Genomic DNA, 17,077 nt, shown 5'->3' with positions numbered 1-17,077 from the left:
CTTTAATTTAACGTTAATTTTAGTGGGCTCGGGGAAAGAATTTTCGATAATCCTTCTGTAAATGTTCTGTGGTCACATGGGTATAAATTTGTGTAGTAGACAAGCTACTGTGGCCTAGTAATTCTTGAACAGTCCTTAAATCCGCCCCGTTATTTAGCATCTGCGTTGCAAAGGTATGCCGTAGCATGTGGGGATGAATGTCAGCCGTTAAACTGCTTTTTTTAATGATTTGATTTAAAATGTATTCTACGCCTGCTGCTGTTAACGGCTTACCATAATGATTAACAAAAACATAAGGATGCTTTGCGTGGTATTTTTGCATTAACGGTGTTCGACAGTCCGTAAAATAACGGTCTAAAGCCGTTGCGGCAAATTGGCCAAAAGGAACATAGCGATCTTTATTACCTTTGCCGTGAATCAGCATAATGTTTAAATCGAAATCAACTGCATCAAGTTGCAAATTAATGCATTCACTCACCCGAATGCCTGTTGCATAGAGAACTTCAAGTAAAGCTGCATTACGCAGGTCTAACGGTTTGTCTCCTTTAACAGCTTCAAATAGCGCTTGCATTTCTTTTTGGTAAAAGAAACGAGGTAAATGCTGGTTATGCCGTTTTAGCTGGATTGTCGTAAACGGATTATCCTTAACAAACTCATTTTTAACTAGATAGTTATAAAAAGAGCGTAAACTAGAAATTTTACGTGAAACAGAATTACGGCTGTATTGCTGCTCATACAAATAACTCAAGTAAGTCCGCACATCTAATAATTTTATCGCTTTAAAGGATTGGGCGCCACCATTGGCTTTGAGAAATTGAATAAAATTTAAAATATCTTCGCGGTAAGCTGTGCTGGTTTCTGGACTGTATTGCCGTTCAACCGATAAATATTGAATGAATAGATCGAGCCAATTTAATTCCACTAAAAAATTCCTCCCGACTTAATGGATTTACTGTAACACAAGTCAAGAAGAATTAAAAAAATAAAGTTAATTTTTAGGCATGAAGGCTGACAAAGTCGCTAAAGCACGTTCAGCCTGTGCTTGGCGGCGAGCTTGTTTATTCCGAATTTTTTCTGGTAACGCAGCGAGAATACCAAAGTTGGCATTCATCGGCTGGAAATGAGCAGCACTGGTATGCGTGATATAATGTGCCATTGCCCCCATCATAGTCGCTTGCGGAAAAGTTAATGCAGGTAAATTTTGTGCTAAACGCGCCACATTGATACCGGCGATTAGCCCACTAGCGGCACTTTCAATGTAGCCTTCTACACCAGTCATCTGGCCTGCAAACAGTAAATTAGACTGCTGCTTTAACTGATAAGTAGGTTGTAATAAAGCTGGCGAACGCATAAAGGTGTTGCGGTGCATCACGCCATAACGCACGAAGCGTGCCTTTTCTAAACCGGGAATTAGCCGAAAAACCCGTTTTTGTTCGCCCCATTTCAAATGCGTTTGGAAGCCAACCATATTGTATAAACTGGCGGCTGCGTCGTCTTGGCGAAGTTGCACCACTGCATAAGGCCGTTTGCCAGTCCGTGGATCAATTAGACCAACTGGTTTCATTGGGCCAAACAACAAGGTTTTCTCCCCCCGCTGTGCCATCACTTCCAGCGGTAGACAGCCATCAAAGAATTGGCCTGCTTCAAAATCATGTTGTTCCGCGGTTTCTGCAGTTAATAGTGCGTGATAAAAGGTCTCAAATTGAGTTTTATCTAATGGACAATTTAAATAAGCTGCATCACCTTGGTCATAACGGGATTTTAAATAAATTTTATCAAAATCAAGGCTAGCTTGTTCTAAAATCGGAGCTGCTGCGTCGAAAAAAGCTAAACTGTCTTGTTGCGTTAGCGTTTGAATTTGTTCTGCTAACTTAGCTGCTGTCAATGGCCCAGTAGCAATTACTGTCGGGCCACTAGGCAAAGTCGTCACTTCTTGGTGATGAACAGTCACATTGGGCAACCCCTCTAATTGAGCAGTTACCGCAGCCGCAAAAGGTTGGCGGTCCACCGCCAAGGCTCCGCCAGCTGGGACTGCATTATGATCTGCTGCACGCATAATTACGGAATCTAATTGACGCATCTCTGCCTTTAACAAACCTGCAGCGTTGGTCAATTGATCAGCGCGTAACGAATTAGTACAGACTAATTCAGCAAATTGCGCACTATGGTGTGCAGGCGTCATTTTCAAAGGCCGCATCTCGTATAAATCAACTTCAACGCCTAACTTAGCTGCTTGCCAAGCAGCTTCACTGCCAGCTAGGCCAGCGCCAATAATAGTTACTCGGGGTACTTGTGCCATAGATTAATTCCCTCATTTCTTTAAAAACAAAGTCATTGGCTGCCCTGCTTAACACAACCTTATTTTTGTGCAGGTTCTTGGTAATCCCCATTCGGACAAACTACTTGTTTGCCACCTTTAATTTTCTTTTCAACTAAGAAATGGCCATCCTTAGGACAATTTCGGCCAACTGGTTTATCCCAAGAGATAAAATCACATTTTGGATAGCGGCTGCAACCATAAAACAGACGTTTCTTTTTGGACTTACGTTCGACAACTTGCCCTTTTTGACATTTTGGACAAATGACGCCAATTTCTTTGATGATCGGTTTAGTGTTGCGACAATCTGGAAACCGGCTGCAGGCATAGAATTTACCGTAGCGACCTAATTTAATGACCATTGGTGCCCCGCAGATATCACAATTAAAGCCTGCCGGTTCATCTTTAATTTGAACTTTTTCGATTTTATTTTCTGCCGAAGTCAGTTCCTTTTCAAAGGGTTGGTAGAATTCATCCACTACTTTAATCCAATGTTGTTTACCAATTTCAATGGCGTCTAAGTCGCTTTCAAAGTCTGCCGTAAAATCGATGTTAACGATGTCTGGAAAGAAGTCGACAATGATGTTATTGACAATTTCACCAAGTTCGGTGGGCTCAAAACGTTTGGCAATTAATTTAACATAGTACCGCCGTTGAATGGTTTCAATGGTGGGGGCATAAGTTGATGGCCGTCCGACACCATTTTCTTCTAAGGTTTTAATCAAAGTTGCTTCCGAATAACGGGCCGGTGGCTGGGTAAAGTGTTGATTAGGCTCATTTTTAACTAATTTAACTTGATCACCAGTGGCTAAATCCGGTAGTGGATTATCCTTTTTCTTTTTGCTTTGATCATACACTTTAGTGAATCCAGCGAATTTCATTTTAGAACCGTTTGCTTTATAGGTAACACCATTTTGTTCAATGGTAACTGCCATCGTATCTAAAATTGCTGGTGTCATTTGACTTGCTAAAAACCGCGCCCAAATTAATTGATATAACCGCATTTGATCACGGTTAAGCACTGATTTAAGGCTAGCGGGAGTTCTTAAAACGGAAGAAGGCCGAATTGCTTCATGGGCATCTTGTGCGCCTTCTGGGTTTTTAGTCTTATGGATTTTAAGCGCTGCATATTTTTCACCATATTCATCATGAAGGAATTTGCTAGCTTCATGCTTTGCAACATGTGAAACTCGTGTGGAGTCAGTCCGCATATAAGTAATTAACCCCACTGTCCCTTGTCGGTTACCTAAATTGATTCCTTCATAAAGCTGCTGAGCAACCATCATGGTTTTTCGGGTTCTAAAATTGAGCCGGCGTACAGCTTCTTGTTGAAGTGAACTGGTGGTAAACGGCGCTTGTGGGAACCGCTTACGCTCACGCTTAGTCACCTTGGTAATTTCAAAAGGTGCTTTAGGATCAAGCTTAGCCAAAATTGCTTGCGCTGAAGCTTGATCAGGTAAGGATTTTTTCTTTCCCGCTAAACCGTAAAAACTAGCGGCAAATTTTTGCCTGCCCTTTTTAAATTCTGAATCAATTGACCAATATTCCTTGGGTTTAAACGCCTTAATTTCATTTTCGCGATCAATGATTAATTTCAACGCAATGGATTGAACACGGCCAGCACTTAGGCCTTTTTTAACCTTTTTCCACAACAGTGGTGAAATGGAATAACCCACTAACCGGTCTAAAATCCGGCGCGCTTGCTGGGCATCGACTAAATCCATATCAATGCTGCGAGGTGATTTAAAAGCTTCTTTAACGGCATCTTTAGTAATTTCATTAAAAGTAACCCGGTTTTTTTTCTTAGGATCCAAGCCTAAAATGTAAGAAACATGCCACGCGATGGCCTCACCTTCACGGTCCGGGTCAGAAGCGAGATAAACGCGCTTTGCTTTTTTAGCTTGTTTTTTTAAATCTTTAATTACAGGGCCTTTACCACGAATTGAAATGTAATGTGGTTGATAATCATTTGCCACATCAACACCCATTTTACTTTTAGGCAAATCACGAATGTGTCCGAGGCTCGCCACGACTTTATAATTACGCCCTAAATATTTTTGTATCGTCTTGGCTTTTGAAGGTGACTCGACGATCACAAGGTTTTTATACGCCATGACAATCTCCTTTCAGTTCGTTTAAGTTAACGCTAACGAATCGGTAAACATCATATGCCTATTCGCCCTATTTTGTCAACTTAAATTCCTTTTCCTTCATCTAATGGGGAGTTCTTCAAGCAAGTCTTGTACGGTTAAAGCGGGTCGAGCGCCGGCTGCAATTAATTGATTGCAGCCGGTAGATAATGGCTGCGTAATGGCGCCTGGAACAGCTAAGACATTGCGATTAGCTTGTAACGCTAAGTTGGCTGTGATCAAACTGCCGCTGTGCTGCCGTGCTTCGGTTACGCACAACGCTTGACATAGCCCCGCTAAAATTCGGTTACGTTCAGGAAAATGATAACGTTGCGGCGGACTGTTTAACGGATACTCACTTAAAACTAAGCCTACGTTAGCAATTTTTGCTTGTAACGCTTGGTTGGCCGCTGGATAATAGCGGTTTAAACCCGTGCCAATCACCGCGATGGTTTGTCCCTTAGCGGCTAAAGTAGTGAGGTGTGCCATCCGATCTGCTCCTGCGGCTAAGCCACTAGCAATAACAACGCCGGCTTTTACTAACCCAGGAATAAATTGGGACAATACGGCTTGTGTGTAAGAAGTTGCTCGCCTTGCTCCTACAAACGTTAAAATCGGTTGTTGTAACAAAGACAAGTGCCCTTGGTAAAATAAAATTAAGGGCGGCTGGTAACTTTCGCGTAAATAGGCTGGATAAGCTGCATCAATGTAAGTTAAAAAATTAAGGCGACTGTGTCGAACCAAGTTAATGGCCAATTCAGCACTAGACCAAAATTGACCTGCTGTTTTGCGGTTTGCCGGCGTTAGCTGTCCAATTTGAGCTAACTGCTCAAAGTTCAAATCTGCTTGTGGTTGTTGCTGATAATAAGCACCAATTTTACTTCGGGCTGCGCGGCCAAATCCAGGACATAACTGTACTTTTAATAATAAAAGTCGTGTTTCCATCAAAAAACTCCTTTATGTGTTTATAGTTAAACTACGTAAAGGAGTGGCTGATCAGTTTAAAAATTTTCTGACTGGCGCAAAACTCCGACGGTGAATTGTCGTAACGCCAAGTTTAGCCAATGCAGTTAAGTGCTCAGCAGTGCCATAACCGGCATTGTGTCTGAAATTATAACCGGGATAAGCGCGGTCATAAGCAATCATTAACCGGTCCCGCACAACTTTTGCCACAATGCTGGCGGCCGCAATGCTAATACTACGGCTATCACCTTTAAACATACTACGTGTTGGTAACGCCGTTTTTAACTTTACTGCGTCTATTAGCAAATAATCTGGCGGGATGGTTAAGGTTGCCACTGCCTGGTGCATAGCCAATTTAGTCGCTTGCAAAATATTTACCCGATCAATTGTCGCCACACTACTGATCCCAACAGCAATGCTAGTTGCTTGTTCCAAAATTAAACGGTAAAGTTGCTGCCTTTTTTTAGCAGAAAGTTGTTTTGAATCATTCACCGCATAAAGGGCAAAATCATGCGGCAGGATGACAGCGGCGGTGACTACAGGACCTGCTAAGGGACCGCGACCAACCTCATCAATGCCTGCAATGTGGGGGTAACGGGGCCACAAATGCTGCTCGTACTGACAACGGGTTAAAAAGGCATTTTTTTCAGCTTTTAACTGTTGCTGCTGCTTTTGGTACTGTTTTAAACAGCGCTGCACACCTTTGCGGGGATCAGTGGCTAATTGCTTTAACTCAGCGGCAGTTGGCTGGTTAGTCTGCAGAAATTGTTTAATCTGAGCAATCGTTTCAGTCATCAGTCTTAGCCTCACCGATTTGATCTAACGTGTACCGGCCTAGCTTACCTTTGCGACAATCAAACAATAAGCGTTCACTGGCTCGATCATAGTCTTCTTTCATCCCTAAAGCAGTGGTTAACTTCATCAATAGATCCGGTGTTGCTAAAGCTAAGTCAGCGGCGGATAAATGATAACGTTCCTGCAACCTATTTGGATAGTGCTGCGTGAAAAAGTCTAAGGCGTACAAGGCAACATCGTCTGCATAAAATAGCGAATCTTTAATGGCACCAGTTAATGCCAATTTTTTGCCCACTAACTGATCTTCAAATTTTGGCCATAAAATCCCAGGTGTGTCTAATAATTCAAGTTGTTTGCCCGCTTTAAGCCACTGCGGTTTTTTAGTCACTCCTGGATGATTACCAGTCTGCGCCACATTTTTACGGACTAGCCGGTTTAAAATGGTGGACTTGCCCACATTGGGGATGCCGATGCACATTGCCCGGATAGTACTATTTTTAACCCCTTTTGCCTGTTGGCGTGCGATTTTAGGCGCTAAAATTTGTTGGGCTTGCTGTTCAATCACTTTAAGCCGCTGGTGATGCTGGGAATCAATGGCAATGGCAGGCAGTTGCTGTTGTTGAAAGTATTGGACCCAAGCTTGATTGACAGCTGGATCGGCTAAATCAGCTTTATTTAAAATCACTAAGCGCGGTTTTTGCTGAATAATTTGATCTAACACTGGATTGCGTGATGCCAGCGGCACCCGTGCGTCGACAATTTCAAAAATAATATCGACCAAACGCAAGTTAGTTTGGACTTGTTTTTTTGCTTTGGCCATGTGGCCTGGGTACCATTGAATGGTGCGCATAATATCGCCCTCATTTCTTTTATTAGATAAGCTAACGGGCCAGTAACCTTTAAGGCAGCTGGTCCGTTGGCGTGATTATTTTTGACTTAATTGAGTTACAGCTTGTTGATAGGCATTATCGTGTTGTTCAATTTTAGCTGCAAGACTGGTCTGTAATTGCTGAATGGTGGTAGGGTCTAATTTACCACTTTGCGTTAATTGATGTTCACGTTGAAATGCTTGCACTGCTTGTTGTGTCTGCTGATCAAAATAGCCATTGGTACTGCCAGGATCATGCGCCAAAGCTTTTAATTCTTTTTGCAAAGTTGCAACTTGCTTGGAAACATCACCCATTTGGTAAGTTTTCTGATTATTGACTAATGGTAAATAAGCATAGCTTGGATATTTTGCCTTAGTAGTAGGCGTCAGGCCCTTTTTATTGATCCAATCACCTTGTGGGGTTAACCATTTTGCAACGGTCAATTTAAACTCACTTTTCTTGTCTAAAGAAACCACTTGCTGAACAGTCCCTTTACCAAAAGAATTCGTGCCCACTAAATCGATGTTGGCAGACTGGTGTAAGGCTGCCGCAAAGATTTCTGCTGCACTAGCACTACCGCCGTCAATTAATACTTTAACCGGTTCTTTAACTTTAAAGCCACCGTCTAATTTCTTACTGGCCCGGTAAACAGTTGCTTTGCCTGTTCGCGGTTGAACCTGCATTAACGGCTTTCCGTTGGCGACAAACATACTGGACATTTTCAATGCTTGTTGCATAATGCCACCAGGATTGCTACGGACATCGAGCACAAATGATTTAGCCCCTTGACGCCGCAATTTCTTCACAGCTTGTTTTGTTTCTTTAAAAGTCGGTTCCGCAAAGCTGGTAATTTGAATTTTGCCAATCGTCGGGTGCTTTTTGTCTAATTTTGCATTAACAGTCTTAACCGGAATAACATCACGTTTAACAGCGACTTTAAATTGATTTTGACCACGCTTGATGGTTAAGGTGACTTTAGTATCTTTAGGTCCACGCATTTTTTGACTAGCTTTGGTGATGGACCAGTTGGCTGTTGATTGCTGGTTAATGGCAGTGATGACATCGTTAGCCTTTAAACCAGCTTTTTTAGCCGGGCTGTTCACCATCGGTGAAATAATTTGAATGTAGTGCCCTTTCTTTTGAATTTCAGCACCAATGCCTTCAAAACTGCCTGAAACTGTATTATCTAATGCTGCGGCTTGTTTTCCGCTAAGATATTCAGAGTACGGATCATCCAAGCTAGAGACCATGCCCTTAATCGCACCAGTAACAAGTTTTTTCTGGTCTGGTTTCCGATAATACTGTTGGCTAATCGCCTGATAAACCTGATTAAGTTGGTTAAAATCGGTACTATTAGCAGTCGTGGCCCCCTTTAGGCCCATCACTAATACTGTAATAAAAATTCCCACCAAAAAAGCTAACAGCGTTGAGGTCAGATATACGACTAAACTGACTCTGTGTTTCCGTTGTGCTTTCTTTTGAGGTGTTTGATTTTGATTTTTTTGCATAAAGTCACCTGATTATTAAAGGTTTTGTGCTTGTTCTTGATATTTTTGAAAAGCAGCATCAAAGATTGTCATGCTGGGTAAATAATTGGCATTTTCTTCTAAGTATTCTGACAATCGCTGATAATTTTGTTCTTGTTTTGGAAAGCTTTGGTCATAAAAAGCATTATTAGCAAACTGTGCAATTTCATCATAACTGGCCGGATTACGCTGGGTCATTAAAAATTGATAGAAGCTTTTACGCATGGAAGCACCACCTAATCCTTTACTGGCTTAAATTGCGGAATGTAAACATCAAGCCTGATTTTATCATTAGGTAAATCAATTTGTTTCGCTTTGATCTGCATCCCATTTTTCATTTTGAATTCGTTTAATTTCAATAAAATAATCTTTTTACGGTTATTGAATTGCACCCATTTTGGAAATTTATAACTGTGGCTAACATAATTCATTACTGTTTTTGTTGGAATCGATAAACTGCCGATGGCCATCTTTTTGGCTTTTAGTTGAATGTCACCGTTGGCTTTTACATTTGGATCAAAATAAATTGAAAACGGGACGTGATAACCTAGTAACTTAAATTTTCCTTTTAAAATGGCCTGCTGGTCCAAGTCAAATTTATATTTAATTTTACTATCAGCTAAGTAATGTTTAAGGTAATAGCTAATAATTGCATTGACTTGTGATTTATTCAAATTAACTGCAAAGGTTGGATCACGCTTAATCACTTTTTCATCTGCGGTAGCGGCAGGTGCTGGGGTTGTTAGTTTAACACCCAGATAAGCACCACTACCCAGTAGAATTGCGACTAAGACGATAAAAAGCCATTTCCAAATGTTCACTGGTTGTTTTGTTTGTCTTTTTTTTGTTGTCATGATGATTTCCTGTCTAATAACCATTTATTCTTTTGTTGCATTAATTGCCGGTAAAGATCGTCTGCCATGACCTGATAACCAGAATGATTGGGATGAAAATTATCAGTTGTAAAAATTAATGCGTTCTTTTGTTTCCCTTTTTTCGCTTTATGTTTGGCGGTCGTTAATTTTTCGCCTTTAGACAATTGTTCTGAAACATCTACAAAGTAACTATTGTGTTGTTGCCTGATCACTGCTTTAGATGCTTTATTCCAATCTGTTACCACAGTCTGCATTTTAGTCATTTTGGGAAAATACACGTAAAACGGATTATAAATACTGAACACAAAAATTGGGGCTTGTGCATTATAGTGGCGAACGTTTTGCAACAGCTGGGTCAAGTGTCGCGTATATTTTTGACGTGCTGTGGACAAGGCGGCTTCATCAATATCAAGCATTTCTTGTTTTAAAACCGCCATCACATCATTACCACCAACTGATAGCGTGATGATGTCAGCTCGTTTAAGATCTTGCTGTAAATCTGTGTTTTGCTGCACACGTCGGTTGATCTGCGTACTAGTTTCACCAGCAATACCGTAATTTTTAGTTTGAGTTTTAACGTGCTGTTGCTCCGTTAACTTAGTTTTGATTAAACCGACATAACCACCTTGTTTAGTATCATCACCAACGCCTTGGGTTAACGAATCCCCCACAGCGACCAATTTTATTTGTTGCTTTTTTTTAGGCGTGGTTGTTGATTTAACCGTTTCTTGCTGAATTGTGCCCGGCGCAAAATAATTGAGCACTAGATAAACGCCGCCAGCAATAATGCTAATTGCAACTAGCACGATGATAATTTCCTTAAGCAATTTCAAATGGCGCAATCTAGGCACTCCTTTATAAAAATTTAGTGATTATTTTGCCATCTGTTACTGAACCAAATTTTAGTCATGGTTTGATTAAAAAAAGGCTTTGACAAATGTCGCAGCCTTTTTAAAGCTCAATCTTCAGTGTAATACATAATGGCAAAGGCACCCATTCCCGCATAAGTGGCGATAATTGGACTCGTATCACGAACTAACAGTGGCACCTTTGGTAAAGCGGTTTGGATGTCAGCTTTAAATTTATTGACCACTGAATCTGCAGCAACATGCGAAATACCAATGCCTTTAATGTTTGATTTCGTCACTAAATCTGCAATGAGCTCGCGCATGAAATTATTAACTGTCTTCATGCCCCGTCCTTTAGTTTGAACGTTTAATTCGCCGTCAACTAATTCAAAAATTACTTTCATGTTTAAAATATTAGAGATGAGTCCAGTTACTTTACTAACTCGGCCCCCCTTAACGATATTATCTAAGGTCATTACAGCCATATAAAGTTTAGTACTGTGACGGACCCGCTCAATGGCTGCTAAAATTTCTTTTTTACTGGCACCTGCTTGAGCTAATTGCGCTGCACGGATAACTTGAAAAGCCATACCACGGTCAGTTTCCCGTGTATCCACAACAGTAACTTCACTTTGACTTAAATTAGCTGCCTGGCGAGCTGTATTCACAGTGCCACTGATTGCATCCGTCATGTGCAATGCGATGATTGGGCTACCGTCTGCGCCTAATTGATCAAACAGCTTAATGAATTCACCAATCGGCGGCTGACTAGTTTTTGGCAAGGCCGCTGACTGATTCATGAGATCAATGAATTGTGGACGCGTAATGGTTTTACCGTCGGTATAAACAGTGCCATCAATCATAACTGAAAGTGGGATGACCGTGATATTGTATTGCTCAATTTCTTCAGGGGTTAATTGCACCGATGAATCGGTTACGATTTTAATAGTTGCCACAAATTCCAGCCACACTTTCTTACAAAATAAATTCTTTTTAATTGGTGAACCAATTTTTATCATTATAGGTTAAATACCTATTCAGTATAGCAGATTAATGCTGCTTTTTCACTTTTCAACCTACAAAATTAAATTGATTTACGCTGATAACATTCGAAAACATAAGGATAATGATTTTTTTCATCCACTTGACCAACCTGCTGCCATTGTCGGGTAAAAGTAGTCCAATCTAGCGCAGGCATGTACGTATCACCTGAAAATTTGGCGTGAATCCGGGTCACATAAAGTTTAGTAACATCTGTCTTGAATAAACTAAAAATTTGTGCGCCACCAATCACAATCGTTTCTTGCTGTGGATGTGCATGTGCATAGGTTAAAACTTCTTGCCGCTGGTGCATGACCAAAACACTGGGTGCAACAGTCGGTTTAGCTTGATGACTCAATACAATGTTGGTTCGATTAGGTAATGCTTTGCCAATGCTGGCATAAGTCCGGCGTCCCATTACCACAATTTGCTGCTGCGTAACAGTTTTAAAATGTTGCATGTCAGCTGGTAGGTGCCAAGGCAACTGGCCTGCTGCGCCAATAACGTGATCTTTTGCCTCTGCCCACATAAACGCAATGGTCATTTTGAATCCCTCCTAAATCATTAAACCGCAACAGGTGCTTTAATGGCTGGATACGGCTGATATCCGCTTATTTGAATGTCAGCGACATCATAATCAAAAATGCTGTGTTTATCAGGATTGAGTTCTAAAGTCGGTGCCGATCTTGGACTGCGGGTTAGCTGTTCTTTAATCTGCGTTACGTGATTTTGATAAATGTGCGCATCCCCTAAAGTATGCACAAATTCTCCTGGCTGCAACCCTACTTCTTTTGCAATCAAATTGGTTAATAAAGCATAGCTAGCAATATTAAAGGGAACGCCTAAAAAGACATCACCACTACGTTGGTAGAGTTGACAACTTAATTTGCCGTCTGCAACATAGAATTGAAATAGCGTGTGACAAGGCGGTAAAGCGGCAGTTGGCACATCTTCTGGATTCCAAGCAGAGACAATTAATCGACGAGAATATGGAGTTTGTTTGATGGCTTCAATCACATTTTTAATTTGGTCGATAGTTTGGCCATTCCGTGTTTGCCAAGCCCGCCATTGTTTGCCATAAACATCCCCTAGTTCACCATACTTTTTAGCAAATGCTGGTTCTTCTAGGATTCGCTGACAAAACTGCTTTTTTTCCGCTTGGTATTGCTGATTAAAGTCTGGATCTGTTAAGTGCCGGTGACCAAAATCAGTCATGTCAGGGCCGTGATAATCTGTGCTTTCAACAAAATGTTTAAAAGCCCACTCGTCCCAAATGTGATTATGGTGCTGTAGTAAGAAACGGATGTTAGTGTCTCCGCGTAAAAACCAAAGTAATTCACTTTTGATTAAGCCAAATGGGACTTTTTTGGTTGTTAATAGTGGAAAGCCTTGACTGAGATCAAACCGCATTTGGTACCCAAAAATACTATAGGTGCCAGTTTTAGTCCGGTCCATTTTTTGGTGTCCTTCAGCCAAAATTTTACGTGCCAAATTTAAATAAGCTTCTTCCATCGTGGTTTGCTCCTTTATTGTTAGTCAACAAACTGGCTGAGATAATCCCAACGCTTCATTTTCGTTTCAATTGATTGATTCAGCCGATCGACTTCTTTTTGTTGTTCAGCTAATTTACCATAATCGCTACCATTAGCTTGCATTTCCTTTTGTACCGCAGCTAATTTTTGTTCCAATGAATCAATTTTTGTTTCAATTGTCTGCCATTCTTTTTGTTCATTGTAAGTCAATTTAGTCTTTTTAGCAGTAGTGTGAGGCTTTGGTTTAGCTGGTTTTGGCTGCGGTGTTTTTTTGGTAGTTTTAATGTTATTTTGTTGTGCTAAATATTCGCTTAACGCACCGGTAAAACGTGTGACACGTGCGCCACCATGAAAAACTAAGAGTTGCTGGGCGACCTGATCAAGAAAGTATCGGTCGTGTGAAACTGTGATGACGGCGCCATTAAAGTTTTGCAAATAATTTTCTAAAACAGTTAAAGTACTAATGTCTAAATTATTAGTAGGTTCGTCCAATAATAAAACATTTGGCTGTGCCATTAAAACCTTTAGCAGATATAATCGCCGTCGTTCGCCACCGGATAGTTTCCGGATTAAAGCGCCATGCATAAACCGCGGAAATAAAAATTGTTCTAGTAATTGGGTAACACTGATCACGGTACCAGATTTATCTGTTACCGTGTCACCTACTTCTTGCAAATAGCTAATGACACGTTTATTTGGATCAAGTGGTGCCATTAATTGGGTGTAGTATCCTAGGCGAACGGTTTCGCCTAGTGTATACGTGCCAGAATCCAACGGTTGTTTACCTGCTAGCACATTTAAGAAAGTTGTTTTGCCAGCACCGTTTGCTCCGGTAATCCCTAAGCGTGCGTGACTTTGAATTAATAAATCCAAGTCTTTAATGATTGGGTGCTGGTGAAACGTTAATGTAGCGTGCTTTAATGTCATCACCTTTTTGCCTAAACGTTTTTGGCCTAAGCTAATGTCTAAGTCTTCATCAGGTGTTTCTTTTTGATTAAGTTGGTCTTTTAATTGATTAAAACGATTAATTCGTGCTTGTTGTTTAGTTGAACGTGCTTTGGCGCCAGTGCGCATCCAACTTAATTCTTTTTTATACTGTTTTTCTTGTTTAGCTGCTTGTTCTTGGGCTTGTTGAGTTGCTTCGGCGCTTTGCTTCAGATAAGCTTCAAAGTTTCCCGGGTAAGCTGTTAATTTGCCTAGGGCAAGTTCATAGATTTGATTAGCCACACGGTCTAAAAAGTAACGATCATGGGTGACAATTAACAATGCACCCTTATAATTTGCAAGATACTTTTCTAACCAAGCAATGGACGCAAAATCTAAATGATTAGTAGGTTCATCTAAAATTAATAAATCAGGCGCTGCAATTAGCACTTGCGCTAAACCAACACGTTTTTGTTGGCCCCCAGACAGCTGCTTGACTTGACGGTTTAAATTCGTAATATTTAACTGCGTTAAAATGGCTTTAATTTGGGTATCTGTGTTCCACGCATCAGCTTGATTCATTGCAGATTCTGCTTTTGCATATTGTGTTTGCGCTTTTTCACTGGTGCTGTTTTGCGTTAATTCAGCTAAAGCGTGTTCATAAGCTTTAATTACTTTAAACAGTGGATTATCACCAGTGAAAATTGCTTCTAGAATGGTTAGCTGTTGTGGTAATTGGGGAATTTGCTGTAAGTAGCTGATACGATAATTCTTAGGTGTTTTAATGGTACCAGCATCTAAAGCATCTTTTCCGGTTAAAGTATTTAATAATGTTGTCTTGCCAGCACCATTTGTACCAATTAAGCCAATCCGGTCGCCTTCTTTAATTAAAAATGAAATATGGTCAAATAATGTTTTTTCACCATAAATCTTAGTTAAATTCTCTGCCGTTAATGTTTGCATTCCTGATCGACCTCAATTATTCATAAATTTGATATGACAAATGGCTAATTTAACATGCTACGTGCAGACTGCAACAACGCTTGACGATTATTCGGTAAGTTGCCAGCAACAACTTGTTGCTCTAATTTTGCGAGCAATTCACCTAACTGTGGTCCTGGCTGTAATGCCAGGTGGTGTAATAAATCGCCACCATCAAGTGCTAATTGGCGTCGTTGTTGAATCGGTAGTTGGTGATAACGTTTCTGTAATTGCGCTGGTGCAGCTCCTAAACCATAGAGTTGTGCAATCTGGTTGGCTAATAAAACAATTGGTAACCCAGCGTAATAGTAATCCCAATTAGATAAATTTTGTTGTGCCAAAAATTTATCTAAAAGCGGTAAACTACGGCTGACACTTTGAATGATGTTGTTAGCTGACTTCCACTGCTTTAAAAAAGGTTTAACTGTCTTGGGTGTTAATCCTAGCTGGTGTGCAAACAGTAACCAAACCGCACTTTCTGTCTTCAATGGGACAGTTGGTAAAGTCGTCAAAGCGAATAATGCTTTTTTTGCAGTACTTAAACCGGGGCATGTTTGGTAAAGTTGTGTGGCAATAAAGCTGTTCAAGCCAGCTGTCCAATTTTTACCTAACATCAATTTAATCAGCTCATCGTGAACCCGTTCTACAGCAATTTTTTTTAATAATTGATGTTGATTGCTGATAGCAGTTTGTGTTTGTGATTCGATCTTAAAATTTAATTGACTCTTAAAGCGAACCGCCCGCATCATACGTAACGCATCCTCATGGAAACGCTGATTTGGATCCCCAACTGCGCGGATCAGTCGCGCTTTTAAATCAGCTAAACCAGAAAATAGATCAATAATAGTACCATCATGTTGTAGTGCTAAAGCATTGATTGTAAAATCCCGCCGCTTTAAATCTTCCCGCAAGGAGCGAACAAATGTTACATGATCAGGTCGCCGAAAATCCTGATAAGCAGACTCGGTTCGAAATGTTGTCACTTCATAGGCTTGTCCTTGTTGAAGTACAGTAACCGTACCATGTTTAATACCGGTATCTACAGTTCGCTTGAAAATTTGTTTAATTTCAGCTGGATACGCACTAGTTGCAATGTCAACGTCGTGCAATGGTTTTCCAAGTAAAGCATCCCGGACACTGCCACCGACAAAGTAAGCTTGGTAACCTGCGCTAGTAATTGCTTGTAATACTGGTTTTGCTTGGGTAAATTCAATTGGAAAGTGAGTTAATTTCATAGTAAACGCCTATTTACATTAAATTTTTTGATCAATTAAATGTCACAATTAAAATTGCAACAATAAAATGTCTGATTACTCTTAATAGTAACAAATTAAGCTGGGAAATAAAATCGCTGTTGGTGATTGTTTTGGTTTTGATTGTGAAATTTTAAGTTAAAGTAACTTTTTTATGTTATACTTAAATCAAACTCAGAAAGGAATGACTCACTTGACTTATCCCTATCAAAAAAGCTTTCAGGCCTTTTTAGTTAAAAAAGAATTAGCCCCGATTACGATTACGGAATATTCGCGCACACTGACTGATTTTTTTAATTATCTGCGGCGATTTAATTGGGCTTACAGCAGTGACCCAAGTTTAGATAACATTTTAGCAAATGATGTCAGAGATTATTTAAGCATGCTATTAACCCAACGGGACTTAAAGACTGACACCTACAATAAAATTTTGTCGCATTTAAATGGTTACTTTAAATTTTTATTTACCCGTCAATTAATTCAGCACTACCCGACTGTTACAATCAAGGGCTTCAGTAAAGAGCGACTTAATCCAACAATCGCAACTGCATGGCTTAATCAGCTGCCAACGCTGCTAAACAACAGTCAACTGAGCTTTTATACTCGTGCTTTACTATTGTTCAGTGCAAAAGGTTTTACTAGTCGTGAACTGCTTAGTCCTGGTTTCTATGAAATCGCGGCCAAACTGACCTACAGTGCTAGCGAACAAACTTTTTTAACCGCTTTTAAAACTTTCCTAAATCCGCGACAACAACTACAAGCTAGTCCGGATTTATTTTTAAAAACTCGCTTAGACCGAAAACAACCACATTTAACTGCTCCGGCTTTGCATAAATATTTAAAAAAAGATGCTCCCTTAGTCAACTTTTCCTTAAGTCCACAAAAATTGCATCAAGGCTATATATTATCCTATTTATTACAACACCAGACAGAAACAGAGCAAGACTTGCAACTCAAATTGCGGCTGGATCCTGCCTCACTGCATTATTATCGCAGCTTATTACCCAAATAAATAAAAAACTTG

At 40.3% G+C, this 17,077-nt stretch carries 16 protein-coding genes; 1 reads left to right on the top strand and 15 read right to left on the bottom strand.

What is annotated here, in order from left to right; all coding sequences use genetic code 11:
- Positions 1–19 precede the first annotated feature (19 nt).
- The 15 genes from xerC to FC24_RS03590 form a co-directional block, all read right to left on the bottom strand.
- Positions 20–922, bottom strand: a complete 903-nt coding sequence (gene xerC, locus FC24_RS03660) for a tyrosine recombinase XerC (RefSeq protein ID WP_057873519.1) — start codon at positions 920–922, stop codon at positions 20–22.
- Positions 923–988: 66 nt separating this feature from the next.
- The gene (gene trmFO / locus FC24_RS03655; RefSeq protein WP_057873518.1) at positions 989–2,299 is read right to left on the bottom strand and encodes a methylenetetrahydrofolate--tRNA-(uracil(54)-C(5))-methyltransferase (FADH(2)-oxidizing) TrmFO; all 1,311 of its coding nucleotides are present in this window, start codon (positions 2,297–2,299) and stop codon (positions 989–991) included.
- 59 nt (positions 2,300–2,358) lie between these two features.
- On the bottom strand, positions 2,359–4,431 hold the full coding sequence (gene topA / locus FC24_RS03650) for a type I DNA topoisomerase (protein ID WP_057873517.1): 2,073 nt from the start codon (positions 4,429–4,431) through the stop codon (positions 2,359–2,361).
- Positions 4,432–4,527: 96 nt separating this feature from the next.
- Positions 4,528–5,391, bottom strand: coding sequence for a DNA-processing protein DprA (gene dprA, locus FC24_RS03645; protein ID WP_057873516.1), 864 nt, complete (start codon positions 5,389–5,391; stop codon positions 4,528–4,530).
- Positions 5,392–5,442: 51 nt separating this feature from the next.
- The gene (locus tag FC24_RS03640) at positions 5,443–6,204 is read right to left on the bottom strand and encodes a ribonuclease HII (RefSeq protein WP_057873515.1); all 762 of its coding nucleotides are present in this window, start codon (positions 6,202–6,204) and stop codon (positions 5,443–5,445) included.
- The gene (gene ylqF / locus FC24_RS03635) at positions 6,197–7,054 is read right to left on the bottom strand and encodes a ribosome biogenesis GTPase YlqF (protein WP_057873514.1); all 858 of its coding nucleotides are present in this window, start codon (positions 7,052–7,054) and stop codon (positions 6,197–6,199) included. Before ylqF ends, FC24_RS03640 begins: the two co-directional genes overlap by 8 nt.
- Before the next feature lie 75 nt (positions 7,055–7,129).
- The gene (locus FC24_RS03630) at positions 7,130–8,581 is read right to left on the bottom strand and encodes a S41 family peptidase (protein ID WP_057873513.1); all 1,452 of its coding nucleotides are present in this window, start codon (positions 8,579–8,581) and stop codon (positions 7,130–7,132) included.
- Positions 8,582–8,596: 15 nt separating this feature from the next.
- Entirely contained in the window at positions 8,597–8,824 is a 228-nt protein-coding gene (locus FC24_RS03625; RefSeq protein ID WP_057873512.1) for a YozE family protein, read from the bottom strand.
- Between the two features lie 11 nt (positions 8,825–8,835).
- Positions 8,836–9,453 (bottom strand): YpmS family protein, encoded by a 618-nt coding sequence (locus tag FC24_RS03620; RefSeq protein WP_057873511.1) that lies wholly within the window; start codon positions 9,451–9,453, stop codon positions 8,836–8,838.
- The gene (locus FC24_RS03615; protein ID WP_235807308.1) at positions 9,450–10,316 is read right to left on the bottom strand and encodes an SGNH/GDSL hydrolase family protein; all 867 of its coding nucleotides are present in this window, start codon (positions 10,314–10,316) and stop codon (positions 9,450–9,452) included. The genes FC24_RS03620 and FC24_RS03615 overlap by 4 nt, the downstream gene beginning before the upstream one ends.
- 116 nt (positions 10,317–10,432) lie before the next feature.
- Positions 10,433–11,278 (bottom strand): DegV family protein, encoded by an 846-nt coding sequence (locus tag FC24_RS03610; protein WP_057873537.1) that lies wholly within the window; start codon positions 11,276–11,278, stop codon positions 10,433–10,435.
- Positions 11,279–11,406: 128 nt separating this feature from the next.
- Positions 11,407–11,907, bottom strand: coding sequence for a dihydrofolate reductase (locus tag FC24_RS03605; RefSeq protein WP_057873510.1), 501 nt, complete (start codon positions 11,905–11,907; stop codon positions 11,407–11,409).
- 20 nt (positions 11,908–11,927) lie between these two features.
- Positions 11,928–12,875 carry a thymidylate synthase gene (locus FC24_RS03600; protein ID WP_057873509.1) on the bottom strand — a complete coding sequence of 316 codons (948 nt, stop codon included), beginning with the start codon at positions 12,873–12,875 and terminating at the stop codon, positions 11,928–11,930.
- Positions 12,876–12,895: 20 nt separating this feature from the next.
- Complete coding sequence (locus FC24_RS03595; protein WP_057873508.1) at positions 12,896–14,782, bottom strand: ABC-F family ATP-binding cassette domain-containing protein; 1,887 nt, start codon at positions 14,780–14,782, stop codon at positions 12,896–12,898.
- 44 nt (positions 14,783–14,826) lie between these two features.
- The gene (locus FC24_RS03590) at positions 14,827–16,035 is read right to left on the bottom strand and encodes a CCA tRNA nucleotidyltransferase (protein WP_057873507.1); all 1,209 of its coding nucleotides are present in this window, start codon (positions 16,033–16,035) and stop codon (positions 14,827–14,829) included.
- Positions 16,036–16,246: 211 nt separating this feature from the next.
- Between FC24_RS03590 and FC24_RS03585 the strand changes: the two genes are divergently transcribed.
- Positions 16,247–17,065: a site-specific integrase gene (locus tag FC24_RS03585; RefSeq protein ID WP_057873506.1), complete on the top strand. Its 819-nt coding sequence runs from the start codon at positions 16,247–16,249 to the stop codon at positions 17,063–17,065.
- Positions 17,066–17,077: the final 12 nt, after the last annotated feature.

It is taken from the genome of Loigolactobacillus rennini DSM 20253, assembly GCF_001436505.1.
Taxonomy (GTDB): Bacteria; Bacillota; Bacilli; order Lactobacillales; family Lactobacillaceae; genus Loigolactobacillus; species Loigolactobacillus rennini.
Note: the sequence above shows the minus strand (reverse complement) of the source record. Positions and strands in the feature narration are given on the sequence as shown.